Raw genomic sequence first — 16,571 nt, 5'->3', positions numbered from 1 at the left:
ATGAAGGAATTTCATGATCAGATGCACGTTCTTCAATTTCCCTCAATGGCGGCACGCGCTTGTGCCATCTGGTTATCCGATAACGGAAGATAACCGGCTTCGCTCACCCGTCGCTGTCCCTGAGGCGACAGCACCTGATGCAGGAAAGCACTGACCAGCGGCGGCAACGGTTTGCCGGGCGCTTTATTGACGTAGATATAGAGCGGACGCGACCAGGGATAGCGGCCACTGCGGATCGATTCGGCATCCGGCATCACGCTGTCGCCGTCTGCTGTCACCACCGGCAGCATCTTCACCCCGCTGAGATGAAAGCCAAAACTGGCGTAACCGATGCTGTTAGGCGTGGCGGCAACCGCTTGTACCACCGCAGCAGAACCCGGGAATTCGGCGACGTCGGCACGGAAATCGCCTTTACACAGCGCCTGCTGCTTAAAGAAGCCCCATGTTCCCGAAGCCGAGTTGCGGCCATAGCGCTGAATGCTGCGCGTCGCCCACTGGCTAGCCTTCAGGCCAAGATCGCCCCAATGCTGCGGCACCTGCTGTGCGCCACACAGCCGGGTAATGGAAAACAGAGCATCGAGTTGTTGCGGCGCGATGCGCGGCAACGGATTGTCCTGATTGACCACCACCACCAGCGCATCCATCGCCACCGGCACCGCAAGCGGCGGATAGCCGTAGCGGGCGATAAAGAGTTGACGTTCGTCGATCTGCATCGGGCGGCTCATCGCGCCCAGTTGCGCGGCCCCGGCCGCCAGTGCGGTGGGTGCGGTTGAGGATCCCGCCGCCTGTACCTGAACATTAACGCCCGGTGACTGGCGGCTGAAATCCTCGCCCCACAAGGTCATCAAATAACCCAGCGTATCCGAGCCGACGCTGCTCAAATTGCCGGTCAGCATAGTTTGTTGGCCGTGCGCTAAAGCAGCGCAAAGCAGCAAGCAGGAGAGCAACAGCGATTTCATCAGCGATTCCGCAATTCATTAAGACGTCTATTCTGTCGCGGCACGATTTATCGCGCAATAAATTGCGCCGCTACGTCGTGCAAACCTTAGTTAACTCGCTCTTGAATCACGTTAGCCACAATCAACCGTGGCGGCAGAAGAAAACTGAAACAGGTTTCCTGATGCGGCACGCTGGTGATCTCCAATCGCGCGTTGTGATGGCCAAGCGCATGCTTCACAATCGCCAGCCCCAATCCGCTGCCGCCAGTGGCGCGTGAGCGCGCTTTATCTACCCGATAGAAGCGTTCGGTCAGGCGCGGCAAGTGCTGCTCGCTGATGCCGGGTCCGTCATCACACACTTTAAACTGCGCGCCTTGTTGGGTGCGCAACCAGCTGATGTCGATGCGCGTGCCCTCCGGCGTGTGATTCACCGCGTTGTAAACCAGGTTGGAAATGGCGCTGCGCAGCTGTTCATCATTGCCGAACACTTTGAGATGCGGATCGGTATGGAAATGGATGGTGTGGCGTCCCTGGCTCAGGGTTTCCGCTTCACGCTGCAGCAGCAGCAGCATGCCCGGTACATCCACCGTCTCTTTCAGGTCGATGGCCGGTGCCGCTTCGATACGCGACAAAGTCAGCAGTTGCTTCACCAGGCTGTCCATGCGCCGCGTCTGCTCCTGCATGGTGTGCAACGCTTTACTGCGCGTGCGCTCGTTCATCACCGAATCATCCATCATTTCCAGATAACCCTGCAGCACGGTGAGCGGCGTGCGCAGTTCATGACTGACGTTGGCGAAGAAATTACGTCGCGCGCCCTCAAGCTGGTGCATCTGGGTGACATCACGCGCCACCATCAGCCACTGCCCTTCGCTGTAAGGCATGACGCGGAATTCCATATGATGCTGATTATTGAGGATCTGCGTTAGCGGCGTATCAAATTTACGCTGGCGGATATAGCGGGAGAATTCAGGATAACGCAGTAAGTTCAGGATGTTCTGGCCGTTATCCTCCGGCCAGCGCAAGCCGAGATGCTGCTGCGCCAAACCATTACACCAGAAAATGGTGCCCTCTTCGGTGGTCAGCACCACCGCATCCGGCAGCGATTCAGCGCCGCTGCGGAAACGTTTGATCAGATTGCCCAGCTCCCGGCGACGGCGCCGATTGCGCAGCTGCATCTGATACAAACCGTAAAACAGCGGTTCCCAGCTGCCGCGTCCGGTTGGCGGCGTCATCGAACGATCGACCCACAGCCAGTGCGACAGACGCATCAGGTTTTTGAAGTGCCAAAACATCACACCGGTCACCGCAATCAGCAGCAACCACGGCAGATAGCCGAACAACAGACCGAGCACCAGCGCAGGTAAACAGACCAGCGCCAGCTCGGTCAACAGTCTCTTCCAGGAGAGTCGTTCCAGCACGGTAAAAACTCCGTTTACGATTAGTAGCGGGCAGAGAAACGATACCCTGTTCCGCGAACGGTTTGAACCATGCGATCGTGGCCGGTCAGCTCCAGCGCTTTGCGTAAACGGCGAATATGCACGTCAACGGTGCGATCTTCGACATACACATTGGTGCCCCAGACGTGGTTCAGCAGCTGTTCGCGGCTGTAAACGCGTTCCGGATGCGTCATAAAGAAGTGCAGTAATTTATATTCGGTCGGCCCCATCTCCAGCGGTGTGGTTTCGGACATCACGCGATGCGACGAAGGATCGAGGCTCAAACCCTGCATCTCAATCACCTCTTCCACCGCCATCGGTGAAATACGGCGCATCACCGCTTTAATGCGTGCCATCAGCTCTTTCGGTGAAAACGGCTTGGTAATGTAATCATCCGCGCCCACTTCCAGACCACGTACGCGATCCTCTTCTTCACCGCGCGCGGTCAGCATCATCACCGGGATGTCGCGCGTCATGGCTTCGCGCTTCAAATGCTTGATAAACTGAATCCCGCTGCCACCGGGCAACATCCAGTCCAGCAGAATTAAATCAGGCCAGGGTTCGATCAGCTTACCAATCGCGCTGTCATAATCTTCCGCCTCAATAGGCTGGTAATCATTCTGTTCCAGCACGAAACATAACATTTCACGGATGGGAGCTTCGTCTTCCACAACCAAAATGCGCTTAGCCATTATAACTCCTGCTAGTGTGACACCGTGTCACTGGGATTTGCGGCGCCATTATGCGTCAGTTTTATGACACTTTTATGAAAACACCGCCTTAAGATAGATAGATAAAAAACGGAAATGTCACAATAAAAATCTGCTTTTTTTCTTTGTGATCTTAAGTGGTTATAATTCGCCTTCGCTAAACTCAGCACGGAGCAAACATGCGCATCATTCACACCGCTGACTGGCATCTCGGCCAGTTCTTTTACAGCAAAAGTCGGGCCAGAGAACATCAGGCGTTTCTCGACTGGCTGCTGGATCAGATTGTGCAGCATCAGGTGGATGCGCTGATCATCGCCGGCGATCTGTTTGATACCGGATCGCCGCCGAGCTACGCGCGCGAAATGTTTAACCGTTTTGTGGTGGCGCTGCAGCCCAGCGGCTGTCAACTGGTGGTGCTGGCCGGTAATCACGATTCGGTCGCCACGCTGAATGAATCGCGCGAGCTGCTGGCCTGCCTGAATACCCAGGTGATTACCAGCGCGACGCCCCACGGCGAGCAGCAGGTATTAACCCTGAAGCAGCGCGATGGCGCGCCGGGGGCGCTGCTGTGCGCCATTCCTTATCTGCGTCCGCGCGATATTTTGCGCAGCCAGGCCGGCCAATCCGGGCGCGAGAAGCAGATTTCCCTGCTGGAAGCCATCGCGCAGCACTATCAGCAGTGCTTCGCCGCCGCGCAGGCGCAGCGCGATGCGTTGGAAAGCACGCTACCGATTATTGCCACCGGCCATCTCACCACCGTTGGCGTTACGAAAAGCGATTCCGTACGCGACATCTATATCGGCACGCTGGATGCCTTCCCGGCGCAGGCGTTCCCGCCCGCCGATTACATCGCGCTGGGCCATATTCATCGTCCTCAGCGCATCGCCGATAGCGACCATATTCGCTACAGCGGCTCGCCGATTCCACTCAGCTTTGATGAACTCGGCCGCGAGAAAAGCGTGTTCCTGCTGGAGTTCAGCGCGACGCTCGATGCCGTCACGCCGTTGCCCATTCCCCACTTCCAGCCGATGCAGATGCTCAAAGGCTCCATGGCGGAGATCGAACATCAGCTGGCTCAGTTCAGCGCAAGTGCAGGCGAGCAGCCAACCTGGCTGGACATCGAAATCACCACCCAGGAGTATCTCAGCGACTTGCAGCGCCGCATCGAAGCCTTGACGGAAAATTTGCCGGTTGAAGTGCTGCTGGTGCGCCGCAGCCGTGAACAGCGACAGCGCAGCCTGGAGCGACTGGATAACGAAACCCTGAGTGAACTAAAAGTGGAAGAGGTGTTTGCCCGCCGGCTGGCGCAGGATGATCAGCTGGACGCCGACCAGGCCGAGCAGTTGACGCTGCTGTTCCGCAGCCAGTTGGCCGCGCTGGAGAATCCGTTAGCATGAAAATTTTGACGCTCCGTTTTAAAAACCTCAATGCACTGCGCGGCGAATGGTTTATCGACTTCCGCCGCGAGCCCTTTGCCAGTAACGGATTGTTTGCCATTACCGGCGCCACCGGCGCGGGCAAAACCACCCTGCTTGATGCCATTTGTCTGGCGCTCTATCACCAGACGCCGCGCCTTGGCACGCTGTCGCAAACGCAAAATGAGCTGATCACCCGCGACACCGCCGAATGTCTGGCAGAAGTTGAGTTTCAAATCAAAGGTGAAGCCTGGCGCGCCTTCTGGAGCCAGAATCGCGCCCGCGGTCAGGCCGACGGTAAGCTACAGGCACCGCGCGTCGAGCTGGCGCGCGTCGCCGATAATCAGATCGTCGCGGATAAAGTCGGTGACAAGCTAAAAGCGATCGAAACCCTGTCCGGACTCGATTTCGCGCGCTTTACCCGCTCCATGATGCTGTCGCAGGGCCAGTTTGCCGCCTTCCTCAATGCCAAACCCGGCGAACGCGCCGAGCTGCTGGAAGAGCTGACCGGCACCGAGATCTACGGGCAAATTTCGATTCAGATCTACGAACGCTGGCGCAGCGCCCGCAGCGAGCTGGATACCCTGCGCGCGCGCGCAGGCGGCATGTCGCTGCTGGACGAGGCGCGGCGCGCAGAGCTGACACAACAGCTGGCAGAACTCGGCACGCAGGAGCAAATCCTCAACCAACAGCTGACGCAGGCGCAGCAGCAACAGCACTGGCTGACGCAAGCGCAGCAGCTCACCCAGGAACAGCAGCAGGCAGAACAGACGCTGCTCGCTGCACAACAGGCCTGGCAGCAGGCCGATAGCGATCGTCAACGGCTGGCGCGTGCCGAACCGGCAGAAAAACTGCGCGATAAGTTGCAGCAGCGCGAACAGTTGCAACGCGATCGGCTGTCGCTGGAGCAGCAGTCACAGCAGCTTCACAGCCAACAGCAGCAGGCGAAAACCGCTCTGCAGCAGGGCGAAAGCCACTATCAAGCGGCACAGCAGGCGCGTGAGCAGGCTATCCAGCAACAGCAGCAGTTGGAAACGCTGCTGACCGAACAGGTTATTCCGCTGGATCACCGCATCGCCAATAACGCCCAGCAGCTCAGCGAGCAACAACGGCTACACGTTCAGCAGCAGCAGGCGCTGCACAACAGCCAAGCCGCACTAAGTCAGCAACAGCAGGTAAGTGAACGTTTACAGCAGCAGCTCACCCAGCAGCAGGAATTCCGTACCCGCGAAGCCGCTGTCGCCGATTGGGGCGCAGAACTGACGCGCTGGCAGGCGGAGATCGCGCGGCTCGATGAGCGCGAACAGACGCTGACGCAGCTGAATGCGCAGCAACAGCAGCAGCGCAGCCAGCTTGCGCAGCATCAACAGGCGCAGGCTGAGCGTGAACAGGCGGCGCAGCCGCTGCAGCAGGCCGAAGCTCACGCTGCTCAGCTGCGCCTGCAAGCGGAGCAAGTACTAACTTCGCTCGAGGCCGAAGTCAGCACGACTCAGCTGCGCAGCGCGCTGGCTCAGCATCAAACGCAGCGCGCAGCGCGTCAGCAGCTCAGCCTGTTAGCCGCGCAGTGGCGCTCGCTGCAGCCGCAGCGGTTGCAGCGTCAGCAGAAATTAACGCAGCTGCAGCAACAGCATCAGGACGCTGAACAGGCGTTGCAGGCGCTGCGCGAAGAGTACAAACGCGAACATCAAGCGCTGCTGGATGTGCGCAAAATTTGCGAGCTGGAGCGCACCATCGCGCAGCTGGCTGACGAACGCGCGAAGTTACAGCCGGATCAGCCCTGCCCGCTGTGCGGCTCGTGCCAGCATCCCGCCATTGCGCAATATCAGCAGCTTGAACCCGGCGCAAACCAGCAGCGACTGGCCGCGCTAGAAACCCGTGTGGCGCAGTTAAAAGAGTCCGGCACCGCCAAAGGCGAGCAGCAGAAGCTGTCGCTGCAACAGCAGCAGGCCTTGCAGCAGGAGATTGACGAATTCGACCAGCAGCTGGCGACGGCGCAAACGCAGTGGCAAACGCTGTGCGACCCGCTTGCCCTGTCCTGCTCGCTGGAGCAGCAGGACGCATTCGCGCAGTGGCTGCAGCAGCAGGATGCGCAGGAAAGCAACCAGCAGCAGCAGCTTCAGGCACGGGAAAACGCCGCGCGCGCCGTGCAGCAGGCGAAGGATGCCCATCTGCACCAGCAGCAGTTGTGGCAGCAGCAGCAAAACCAGCAGCAGCTGGCGCAGCAGCAGATCGCCAGCACGCAGCAAACACTGGACGAACTTAGCCAGCGCGAAGCCAGCGAACGCAGCGCCAGGCAGCAACTGGCGCAGCAGCTGGAGCAGCAGTTAGCGCAGCACCAGCTTCATCTGCCGGAACCGGGGGCGCGCGAAAACTGGCTTAGCGTCTTGCAGCAGCGCTGGAGCAAATGGCAGGAAAGTGAGCGGTTACTCGCAGAATTGCAGCCGCAGCTGGCCAAAGCCGAGGGTGAGCGCAACAGCCTGCAACAGAACCAGCTACGCGAGCAGCAGCGTCTCGATGAATTGCAGCACTCGCTCAGCGCCCTGCAGCAACAGCTCCAGCAACAGCAGCAGCAGCGTCAGCAGCTGTTTGGCGAGCAGTCAGTGGCGACAGCGCGCCAGCAGCAGCACGCCGCCCTGCAACAGCGTGAACAGGCGCTGGCGCAGCAGTTGCAACAGTGGCAACAGGCGCAAAGCGCGCTGCACAGCCTGAATGGTCAGTGTGAGCAAATCACCGCGCAGCAGCAGACGTTGCACGATCGCGTAGCCGCGGCGGAAGCCGCCCTGCTTGCCGCACTACAGCAGAGTGATTTTGCTGATGAAGCCGCGCTGCGTGCCGCACTGCTGGAGGAAAGCGAGGTGCAGCAGCTGCGCCAGCGGCTGCAAACGCTTGAGCAGCGGCGTCAGCAGCAGCTCACGCTACACCAGCAGCTCAGCCAGCGACAGGCTGCACATCAGCAGCAGCGTCCGGCGGAGCTCAGTGATGACAGCGCCGCCAACATCCAGCAACAGCTGGAGCAGCTGCGCATGACGCTACGCGACAACGCGCGCCAGCAGGGCGAAGCGCAGCAGCAGCTGCACAGCGATGCCGCGCTGCGTCTGCAGCAGCAGTCGTTGCTGACGCAAATCGCCGCTGATGAAGTGGAGCTGTCCCAGCTGGGCCGTCTGAACGATCTGGTGGGCTCCGCCAAAGGGGATAAATTCCGCCGCTTCGCCCAGGGACTGACGCTCGATCATCTGGTATGGCTGGCGAATCGCCAGCTCGATCGTCTGCACGGCCGCTACCTGCTGCAGCGTCGCGTCAGCGAAGAGCTGGAGCTGGAAGTGGTTGATACCTGGCAGGCAGACGCCACGCGCGATACCCGCACGCTGTCGGGCGGTGAGAGTTTCCTTGTCAGCCTGGCGCTGGCGTTAGCCCTGTCCGATTTGGTGAGCCATAAAACGCGTATCGAATCGCTGTTTCTTGACGAAGGTTTCGGCACGCTGGATGCGGAAACGCTGGATACCGCGCTGGATGCACTGGATGCGCTGAACGCCAGCGGCAAAACCATCGGCGTAATCAGCCACGTGGAAGCGATGAAGGAGCGCATTCCGGTGCAGATTCGGGTGCGGAAGATGAACGGATTGGGTTACAGCAAGCTGGAGTTGCCCGGCGAAGAGTAGCTTGCGGCGGCGGCAAATTCTGGTTCTGCCAACAGTCGGAGTAATGCCATAGCAATGCTGAATGCGGCCTGTAGACTGTGGCTAATAATCGAGAATACTCTAGGCAATTTGATGAACAGAATTATCGCGTTGCTGAGCGGCGCAGTGATTATTTTAGCGCTCAGCGCTTGCCAGCAGGCTCAGCCAAAACAGCAGGATAGCATCGCCAATCTGTGCCAGCCGCAGAGTGCGCCGGGCAGCGCATCCTGCAAATGGGCCGATGGCATGCAGCACCAGCTTAACCAGCATTTCCGCGATGCTAAGCGTTATGCCGGTCAGCAATGTCTGGTGCGACTGGAGTGGCAGCCCAGCGGGCGCTACGCGGTCACGCAGACGCAAGGCGATGAAAGCTTGTGCCTGCGCGCCTGGCAATTGATTGGGCAAACCAAAGATTTACCTCAGCCGCCTAATCCTGGCCAACCCGCATGGTTTGGTTTTGCACCGGGTTCGCCAGTCCATGCTGGCGCCACTGGCGCGGGCTGATGCCAAACCAGCGGCGGAACGCACGTGAGAAGGCGCTGACCTCGGAATAACCGAGCAGCAGCGCCATTTCCGAGATCGGTAGCTGTTTCTGTTGCAGATAATGCGTAGCCATTTCGCAACGCACCTTGTCTACCAGCGCCGTGAAGCTAATGCCCTCTTCGCGCAGTCGCCGCTGCAGTGACCAGCTCGACAACCCCATTTTTTCGGCAATCTCTTCCAGCACCGGTTCGCCCTGCATCAGCGACAGATTGACCTGTGATCGTGCCTGTTCCACCACGCTTTGCAGGCTGGCGGCGCTGTTGAGGCGGCGGATGGCATCCTGCATCACCATCAGCAGCATCGGATCGTGCTCCGGCATGCTGCGCAGCAGATCGCGTTTCGGGATCAGTAACGAGTTAAATGGTTGATCGAACCAGACCGGCGCATCAAACACTTTGCAGTGCTCGTGCCACTGCTCAGGGCGCGGATGCTCAAAATGCACTTCGCGCGGCGCCCAATGCTTGCCGGCAACGTGGCGGATTAAATTGAGGAACATGCCGAGCGTCAGCTCCGCATCCTGGCGACGCGACAGGATGGCACCGTGGCGCACCTGATAATCGAGCCGCCAGCATTCCCCTTTATCCACCAGCCGCGTCAGCGTATCGTGCTGGTGCCACGGAAAGGCATTCACCACGTTGTGCAGCGCCTGCTCCAGCGTCGGCGAACACAGGCCAATGTAGCCAATCAAGCCTAATGACTGCGGTTTGAACTGCTTGCCGTAGTGCAAACCGAAGTTATCAAAATCGGCGTGGCGCGCCGCCTCTTCCATCACGCGACAATAATTCACCAAGCCCAAACTTAAGGTTGGGCTCGCCAGCAATTCCGAGTTGATTCCGCTGATGCCGAAGATGCGATCGACATCGCCGCCCTTGTCAGTAATAAACGCGCTCAGGCCGGTAGCGGCCGCCGCCAGCACGCCACGGTTACTGGCGTTGATGGACAAGGCGCTAAAGGCTTCGGTGGGGGTTATCAGTGATGGCATCGGAACCTCTCAGGATGGCGCGAGTGAAACAGGCAGAGGATTCCAGCAATTTTCGTACCAGGCGGGTAATCGGTGGATTCAGATGTGAGGCCGCCATAAATGGCGACCCTACGGTGATTTGGCGGGGTTTCGTAGGGTGCGCATTCATGCGCACCTTCGTATAAACGCAATTTTTTGCTTAAGTGAGTGACATTACGCCATAAATGGCGGCCTTCCGTGCGCCGCAACGACGCAGCGCTGCTCACTGCTGGTGCATCAGACGCCGACCGGCAGCTGATTGGTTTCCAGATAACGACGACAGAGACGCACGGAATGATCGGCCCACTGCGGCCCCAGACTGAGCGCCATCTCCGTTTCCGCGTGCGATCCCATCCACGCCGTCATCTGAATGCGGCGCTGGATCAACAGCGTCGGCACCAGCGCCATCTCTTCATCGCTGATGTGCGCCACTTTTTCGTAACCGAGGATCCAGTTATCCACCCATTCGGCGGCGCGCGGATGATGCTCCACGAAACTGATCGCTGCCGCCAGATCGTGCAGATACCAGCCGAGCCCGCAGTCATCGAAATCGATCACCCGCGTTTCGCCTTTGTGCAGCAGCAGATTGGTCAGACGCAGATCGGCGTGGATCAAACCATAACGATCCGCGCCTTTGCCAAAGCCTTGCAGCTCCTGTCCCACGCGCGCCACCGCGGCAGCGACGATGCCGTGATCGGCCGGATTGAGGTTCGGCGCATCCTGCCAGCGCCCCCAATGGCTGCGATCGCTGACCATGGTGTGATGATCCCAGATGATGCGCTGGAAACCGGCCGGTTTCTGCCAGCTGCGGCTGTGTTGGTGCAGACGCGCGGTGATGTGACCGAGCTGCTGAAAGGCTTTGGGATCGACATCCGTGGTTGGCATCTCGCCCTCGATCCAGTGGAACAGCACCGCGTAGCGCTCGGCGCCGTTGGCCATCGCTAACGTCAACACGGTTTCGCCATCGCTGGCCGCAATCGCCTGCGGCACCATGATGCCGATGTCGCGCAGTGCATCCAGCCACAGCAGTTCGCTTTGAATGTCTGCTTTGCTGTGATAGTTGGGGCGATGCAAACGCAGCGCATAACGCTTGCCCGCCGCCTGCAACAGAAAGGTGGCATTTTCCGAGCGGCACAGCAGCTTCAGGTCGCCGCGCAGCGCGGCGGGATAAGCGACCAGCGCCTGATGCGCCAGCCGGGTGATTTCAGCATCGGTTAAGCTATCGGATTGTTCGGCAATCATTCATCAGTCTCCAGCATCAAGCAGGTGTTATCAGCATGGGATGACGTCGTCCTGACTGCTTGACCGCAGACCAGTCAAAGTTGACCGCAGCGTGCATCTGGCACTTTTCTTGCTGGCGAGTTGACCGTGGAAGACAAAACTCACTGCGCCCGCGTCAAGTTTTCCCGCGTACGGCAGCGGCATTATCACTTCACTGTAGCGCAAAGATAAAAAAGCGCGGTGAAGCTGCCGCACCAACAACGACGACGGGGAGAAGATGATGACGAATAAGCTCAAACCCACGCTGGGCACCCTGCATTTGTGGGGCATCGCGGTTGGACTGGTGATTTCCGGTGAGTATTTCGGCTGGAGTTACGGCTGGGGCGTGGCGGGCACGCTGGGATTTCTGATTACCACCGCGATGATCGCCACCCTGTATACCTGCTTCATTTTCAGCTTTACCGAACTGACCACGGCGATTCCGCATGCGGGCGGCCCGTTTGCTTATAGCCGCCGCGCGTTCGGCGAAACTGGTGGGTTGATTGCCGGCCTGGCGACGCTGATTGAGTTCGTGTTCGCGCCGCCCGCCATCGCCATGGCGATTGGCGCTTACCTTAACGTGCAATATCCCGACCTCAATCCGAAAACGGCGGCGGTAGGTGCTTATATCGTCTTTATGACCTTGAATATTCTTGGCGTAAAGCTGGCAGCGATGTTTGAACTGGTGGTCACCGTGCTGGCGGTGCTCGAGCTGCTGGTGTTTATGGGCGTGGTGTCGCCGGGCTTCAGCCTTGCCAACTTTGCCGCTAATGGCTGGGCGGGTAGCGATAGCTTCGGTATGCCAGCGATGTCGGGCATTTTTGCCGCCATTCCGTTCGCCATCTGGTTCTTCCTGGCGATTGAAGGCGCTGCGATGGCGGCCGAAGAAGCCAAAGATCCGAAGCGCACCATTCCCAAGGCCTATATCACCGGCATTATCACGCTGGTGGTGCTGGCGATTGGCGTGATGCTGCTGGCCGGTGGCGCAGGTGACTGGCGCAAGCTGTCGGATATCAACGATCCGCTGCCGCAGGCGATGAAGATGATTGTTGGTGAGAACTCCAACTGGATGCACATGCTGGTGTGGATCGGTTTGTTTGGTCTGATTGCCAGCTTCCACGGCATTATTCTTGGCTATTCACGGCAGTTCTTCGCCCTCGCCCGCGCCGGTTATCTGCCACAAAGTCTGGCGAAACTGTCACGCTTCCAGACGCCGCACCGCGCGATTATCGCTGGTGGTTTAATTGGTATCGCCGCGATTTACAGCGATGGCTTCATCAATTTGCAGGGCATGACCTTGACCGCCGCGATGATCACCATGGCGGTGTTCGGCGCGATTGTGATGTATCTGATGAGCATGCTGAGCCTGTTTAAACTGCGCCGCACCGCTCCAGAGATGGAACGCAGCTTCCGCGCGCCGGGCTATCCGATTGTGCCGGGTATTGCGCTGGTGCTGTCGCTGGTGTGTCTGGTGGCAATGCTGTGGTTTAACCCGGTAATTGGCGGATTGTTTGTGGCGATTATGGCGGTGGGGTATGTCTACTTCCTGGCAACTAAATCACAGCGCGACAACGCGCCGCGGGATTCGATGTTAATAGGTGAGTGAGTATGTGCTGGCTGTCCCCCATCCCGGCCTTCCCCCGCAAGCGGGAGAAGGAGACGCTGCCATATGCAGCTTCATAACTCACATATAGCAGCATCTTCCTCCCCCATTTTGTACGGTCCGGGGACATGGTAAACGGGTGTTCAGGGACATGGTGAACACTTTTTAACATTCTTACCCATGGTGATCGACTTATTCTTCAGGTCGATCACCCCCACCTTTGTGCTGTACCACCACACTTCGTAGTAACCGTCTTCCCGCGTCTCCTTCAGCCCAACCCGCTCTCCCCTGAACGCCTTGCCTGCCTTCAGGCTGACGCCTTTTACGCTCAGCTTCCCGCTGATATCCACCTTCCTGACCATCACGCTCTCGTCGTATTCCGGTGACGTTACGCGGGCGCTGTACTGCCGCGATGATGGCTGATAGCGCGACGCCGGCACCGCCATATCCAGCGCCTCATGCGGGCGTTCGAGGTTGTAGACTGCCCGCCAGTGGTCGAAGGCGCGCTGCAGCTCTCCGCTATCCGCGAACCACTTTCCCTGCAGCACTTCCGCCTTCAGACTGCGGTGAAAGCGCTCCAGCTTGCCCTGCGTCTGCGGATGGTAAGGCCGGGAGTGGCCCACCCGGATACCCTGCCGCATCAGCCACAGCTCCACTGCCGTCCAGGTCCCGGTCGTGTCGCCCCACGGTGAGCCGTTATCCATCGTCATCCGGTCCGGCAGGCCGTAGCGCTCAAAGACGCTGACCAGCTGCTCCTGTACCGTCTCGCGCCGTTCGTCAGCGCAGTGCACAAGGCACAGCGAGAACCGGGAATGGTCGTCCAGCAGGGTAAGCGGATGGCTGCGGCCGCCGCCAAAGGGAAAGTGGCCCTTAAAATCCATCTGCCGGAGCTGGTTCGGGGCCGCGTGTTCAAAGCGCCCCGTGGCCGGGATACCCGGAGCCAGTCCCGGCAGCAGGCCGTGGCGGGCCATCAGGTTATGGACGGTGCTGAAGGCGGGCATGCGGTGTCCGCGTTCTTCGAGCCAGCGCTTAATCTTGCGTGCTCCCCAGCGCTGATGAAGCTCATGCGCCATACGCAGCAGGTCAGTGATGTCGTCGGGCGACCTGCCGGGGGAATGACGGGGCGTGCGTGAGCGGTCCTGAAGACCGGACGGCCCTTCCTCAGCCCAGCGGCGAAGCCACTTATAGGCGGTGGCGGGAGAAATGCCGTAGCGGCGGCACAGCTCGCGGATGTTCGCCCCGTCTTGCGAGGCGAGCAGAACAAACTCAGTACGTAATGACATGGTATCTCTCGCATCCCAGGGCATAAGCGACTCCATAAACGGGTTCTTATGCCTTAGTTGTAAGTGTCTACCATGTCCCCGAACAAGTGTTCACGATCTCCCCGGACTGAACACATTTATGGGGGAGGACCGAGGTGGGGGGCAACCAGCACGGTACGAAGAGGGGGACAGCCAGCACACACCGAATCCTAACCCTTCACCGGCCACAGCCATGCGGCCCCGCGCACACCGCTTGAATCACCGTGCACCGCCTTCAATACCGGCGTTTCACACTCACGGCCAAACACCCACTGTTTCATCAGCGCCGGCACGGTTTGATACAGCCGATCGTTATTGCTCATCCCGCCGCCCAGCACAATCACATCCGGATCAAGCAAATTCACCACCTGCGCCAGCGATTTCGCCAGACGCATTTCGTAGCGATTCATCGCCAGTTCCGCCACGGGATCCTGCTGCTCAATCAGCTTAATGATTTCGGCGCCTTTCAATGCCTTACCGCTCAAACGCTGATAATCGATGGCAAAGCCGGTGCCCGAAACAAATGTCTCGATACAGCCCTGCAACCCGCAATAACATGGCACTTCCGCGCGGTGACGCAGTTCATCTTCGTCCATCCACGGCAGCGGATTATGGCCCCATTCGCCGGCGTTACCGTTACCGCCGATGCGTGACTCGCCGCCAATCGCTACGCCCGCGCCTGAACCGGTGCCGATGATCACTGCAAACACCAGCGGCTGGCCCGCGCCCGCACCATCCACCGCTTCGGAAACCGCCAGACAATTCGCGTCATTGGCGATGCGCACGTCACGATTCAGCGCCTGCGCCAAATCCTTATCCAGCGGCTGTCCGTTCAGCCAGGTAGAGTTAGCATTTTTCACCCGCTGCGTATAAGGCGAAAGGGTGCCGGGAATGCCAATGCCCACCGTGCCCTGCTGTCCGGTCTTCTCCTCCGCCAGCAACACCAAATCGACAATCGCCTGAACCGTGGCAGCGTAGTCATCACGCGGCGTATTGACGCGGTGACGGAACAACTCTTGTCCCTGATCGGACAGGGCAATCACTTCAATTTTAGTGCCGCCTAAATCAATCCCAATACGCACGATTTATTCCTCATTATTCGTTCTGGTGACAAATACAGTAGAAGGCTGAATCGGGAAAGGCAATGAAACGAATCCGATGTTTCGCTATCATGCGCGCTGACTTTGAGACTTGTGCGCCCGATCGCACCCACGGTAAGGAATCCCGATGTTGTGGTTTAAAAATATGATGGTTTATCGTCTGAATCGTGACATCCCGCTGTCCGCAGACGATTTGGAAAAGCAGCTCGACGCCTTCACCTTTTCACCGTGCGGCAGCCAGGATATGGCGAAAACCGGTTGGGTATCACCGATGGGCAACCGCAGCGAAGCGCTGACGCATGAGATTAACGGTCAGATCGTAATCTGTGCGCGCACTGAACAAAAGATCCTGCCATCGCCAGTGGTGAAACAGGCGCTGGAAGCCAAAATCGACAAGCTGGAGGCGGAACAGAGCCGCAAGCTGAAGAAGACTGAGAAAGACTCGCTGAAAGATGAAGTGCTGCATAGCCTGCTGCCGCGCGCATTTAGCCGCTTCAGCCAGACCTTTATGTGGATCGACACCGTCAACAATCTGATCATCGTTGACTGCGCCAGCGCCAAAAAAGCCGAAGATACGCTGGCACTGCTGCGTAAAAGCCTCGGTTCATTGCCGGTGGTGCCGCTGACGCTGGAGAATCCGATCGAGCTGACGCTGACCGAATGGGTGCGTTCCGGTGAATTGCCGGCTGGTTTTGCCTTGATGGATGAAGCCGAGCTGAAAGCGATGCTGGAAGATGGCGGCGTGATCCGCTGCAAGAAACAGGATCTGATCTCCGATGAAATCGCCACGCATATTGAAGCCGGTAAAGTGGTCACCAAGCTGGCGCTCGACTGGCAGGAGCGCATTCAGTTTGTCATTGCCGACGATGCTTCGGTGAAACGCCTGAAGTTTAGCGACACGCTGCGTGAGCAGAATGATGACATCGATCGCGACGATTTCGCTCAACGTTTCGATGCTGATTTCATTCTGATGAGCAGCGAACTGGCCGCGCTGATCGCTAACCTGGTAGAAGCGTTAGGCGGCGAAGCGAAGCGTTAAAACGGTGCATAATTAAAGCAAAAAACCTGCAATCCAAAACAGAATCGCAGGTTTAAAACCATCTAGCGCACAGAATTTTACCCTAAATAATTCGCGTTGCAGGAAGGCGGCAAGGGTGAGAATCCCCAGGAGCTTACTAAAGTAAGTGACTGGGGTGAGCACACGCAGCCAACGCATCTGCAGCGCGAAGTATGACGGGTAAATCAGAGGTAGCGGCACAGATAAGAAGAAGGCTCGGCTACCTGCAGATGGAATTCGCTCTGGCCCGGAACGCTGAAGACGGAACCGGCTTCGTACCATTTCCACTCGGTTTCGCCCGGCAGCAGCACTTTCAGTGCGCCGCTGACTACCGTCATCTCTTCCGGCTGAGCGGTACCGAAGGTGTATTCACCTTCCGCCATCACGCCAACGCTGGCACGGCCAATGGTCACGCTGTCGAAACCAATGGATTTCACTTTTCCGTCGAAATACTCACTCGTATTGAGCATATTACTTCCTCACAGCACATTATCGTGACTGGCAGATTACTAAGGAACTCGCTGATCTGTC

13 protein-coding genes are annotated in these 16,571 nt (G+C 58.6%); 5 read left to right on the top strand and 8 right to left on the bottom strand.

Annotated features, from left to right (window positions below):
- Positions 1-32: 32 nt before the first annotated feature.
- The 3 genes from WH298_RS14340 to phoB all read right to left on the bottom strand — a co-directional run bounded on the left by WH298_RS14340 (position 33) and on the right by phoB (position 3,066).
- Positions 33-959, bottom strand: coding sequence for a PstS family phosphate ABC transporter substrate-binding protein (locus WH298_RS14340; protein ID WP_180823161.1), 927 nt, complete (start codon positions 957-959; stop codon positions 33-35).
- 86 nt (positions 960-1,045) lie between these two features.
- The gene (gene phoR / locus WH298_RS14335) at positions 1,046-2,356 is read right to left on the bottom strand and encodes a phosphate regulon sensor histidine kinase PhoR (protein ID WP_007887039.1); all 1,311 of its coding nucleotides are present in this window, start codon (positions 2,354-2,356) and stop codon (positions 1,046-1,048) included.
- 20 nt (positions 2,357-2,376) lie between these two features.
- Positions 2,377-3,066, bottom strand: coding sequence for a phosphate response regulator transcription factor PhoB (gene phoB / locus WH298_RS14330; protein ID WP_007887040.1), 690 nt, complete (start codon positions 3,064-3,066; stop codon positions 2,377-2,379).
- A gap of 197 nt (positions 3,067-3,263) precedes the next feature.
- Between phoB and sbcD the strand changes: the two genes are divergently transcribed.
- The 3 genes from sbcD to WH298_RS14315 all read left to right on the top strand — a co-directional run bounded on the left by sbcD (position 3,264) and on the right by WH298_RS14315 (position 8,680).
- Positions 3,264-4,481, top strand: coding sequence for an exonuclease subunit SbcD (sbcD, locus tag WH298_RS14325; RefSeq protein WP_007887041.1), 1,218 nt, complete (start codon positions 3,264-3,266; stop codon positions 4,479-4,481).
- Entirely contained in the window at positions 4,478-8,158 is a 3,681-nt protein-coding gene (locus WH298_RS14320) for an AAA family ATPase (protein WP_180823160.1), read from the top strand. Before sbcD ends, WH298_RS14320 begins: the two co-directional genes overlap by 4 nt.
- 111 nt (positions 8,159-8,269) lie before the next feature.
- Positions 8,270-8,680 carry a cell envelope integrity TolA C-terminal domain-containing protein gene (locus WH298_RS14315; RefSeq protein WP_161804870.1) on the top strand — a complete coding sequence of 137 codons (411 nt, stop codon included), beginning with the start codon at positions 8,270-8,272 and terminating at the stop codon, positions 8,678-8,680.
- On the opposite strand, the gene qhpR is transcribed toward WH298_RS14315, so the two are convergent.
- Entirely contained in the window at positions 8,604-9,701 is a 1,098-nt protein-coding gene (qhpR, locus tag WH298_RS14310) for an AraC-like transcriptional regulator QhpR (protein WP_180823159.1), read from the bottom strand. The two genes, WH298_RS14315 and qhpR, sit on opposite strands and share 77 nt — an antisense overlap.
- Before the next feature lie 255 nt (positions 9,702-9,956).
- Entirely contained in the window at positions 9,957-10,961 is a 1,005-nt protein-coding gene (locus WH298_RS14305; RefSeq protein ID WP_180823158.1) for a phosphotransferase enzyme family protein, read from the bottom strand.
- A gap of 259 nt (positions 10,962-11,220) precedes the next feature.
- On the opposite strand from WH298_RS14305, the gene eat reads away from it, so the two are divergent.
- Positions 11,221-12,585 (top strand): ethanolamine permease, encoded by a 1,365-nt coding sequence (gene eat / locus WH298_RS14300; protein WP_180823157.1) that lies wholly within the window; start codon positions 11,221-11,223, stop codon positions 12,583-12,585.
- Between the two features lie 140 nt (positions 12,586-12,725).
- Here eat and WH298_RS14295 read toward each other — a convergent pair whose 3' ends face one another.
- Both WH298_RS14295 and mak read right to left on the bottom strand, forming a co-directional pair.
- Positions 12,726-13,889 (bottom strand): IS481 family transposase, encoded by a 1,164-nt coding sequence (locus WH298_RS14295; RefSeq protein WP_422616031.1) that lies wholly within the window; start codon positions 13,887-13,889, stop codon positions 12,726-12,728.
- A 164-nt stretch (positions 13,890-14,053) separates the two neighbouring features.
- The gene (mak, locus tag WH298_RS14290) at positions 14,054-14,965 is read right to left on the bottom strand and encodes a fructokinase (RefSeq protein ID WP_007887050.1); all 912 of its coding nucleotides are present in this window, start codon (positions 14,963-14,965) and stop codon (positions 14,054-14,056) included.
- 145 nt (positions 14,966-15,110) lie between these two features.
- Between mak and rdgC the strand changes: the two genes are divergently transcribed.
- On the top strand, positions 15,111-16,022 hold the full coding sequence (gene rdgC / locus WH298_RS14285; RefSeq protein ID WP_049850796.1) for a recombination-associated protein RdgC: 912 nt from the start codon (positions 15,111-15,113) through the stop codon (positions 16,020-16,022).
- 203 nt (positions 16,023-16,225) lie between these two features.
- Here the strand turns inward: rdgC and ppnP are convergent, their stop codons facing one another.
- On the bottom strand, positions 16,226-16,510 hold the full coding sequence (gene ppnP / locus WH298_RS14280) for a pyrimidine/purine nucleoside phosphorylase (protein ID WP_007887052.1): 285 nt from the start codon (positions 16,508-16,510) through the stop codon (positions 16,226-16,228).
- Positions 16,511-16,571: the final 61 nt, after the last annotated feature.

Origin of the sequence: Pantoea nemavictus (assembly GCF_037479095.1) — a bacterium.
In the GTDB taxonomy this organism is placed as follows: Bacteria; Pseudomonadota; Gammaproteobacteria; order Enterobacterales; family Enterobacteriaceae; genus Pantoea; species Pantoea nemavictus.
This window is presented reverse-complemented; position numbering and strand designations above follow the sequence as displayed.

Coding starts and splice junctions, on each gene's coding strand:
- WH298_RS14340 (WP_180823161.1), bottom strand. CDS start 959: ATGAAATCGCTGTTGCTCTCCTGCTTGCTGCTTTGCGCTGCTTTAGCG.
- phoB (WP_007887040.1), bottom strand. CDS start 3,066: ATGGCTAAGCGCATTTTGGTTGTGGAAGACGAAGCTCCCATCCGTGAA.
- sbcD (WP_007887041.1), top strand. CDS start 3,264: ATGCGCATCATTCACACCGCTGACTGGCATCTCGGCCAGTTCTTTTAC.
- WH298_RS14320 (WP_180823160.1), top strand. CDS start 4,478: ATGAAAATTTTGACGCTCCGTTTTAAAAACCTCAATGCACTGCGCGGC.
- WH298_RS14315 (WP_161804870.1), top strand. CDS start 8,270: ATGAACAGAATTATCGCGTTGCTGAGCGGCGCAGTGATTATTTTAGCG.
- qhpR (WP_180823159.1), bottom strand. CDS start 9,701: ATGCCATCACTGATAACCCCCACCGAAGCCTTTAGCGCCTTGTCCATC.
- WH298_RS14305 (WP_180823158.1), bottom strand. CDS start 10,961: ATGATTGCCGAACAATCCGATAGCTTAACCGATGCTGAAATCACCCGG.
- eat (WP_180823157.1), top strand. CDS start 11,221: ATGACGAATAAGCTCAAACCCACGCTGGGCACCCTGCATTTGTGGGGC.
- WH298_RS14295 (WP_422616031.1), bottom strand. CDS start 13,889: ATGCCCTGGGATGCGAGAGATACCATGTCATTACGTACTGAGTTTGTT.
- rdgC (WP_049850796.1), top strand. CDS start 15,111: ATGTTGTGGTTTAAAAATATGATGGTTTATCGTCTGAATCGTGACATC.
- ppnP (WP_007887052.1), bottom strand. CDS start 16,510: ATGCTCAATACGAGTGAGTATTTCGACGGAAAAGTGAAATCCATTGGT.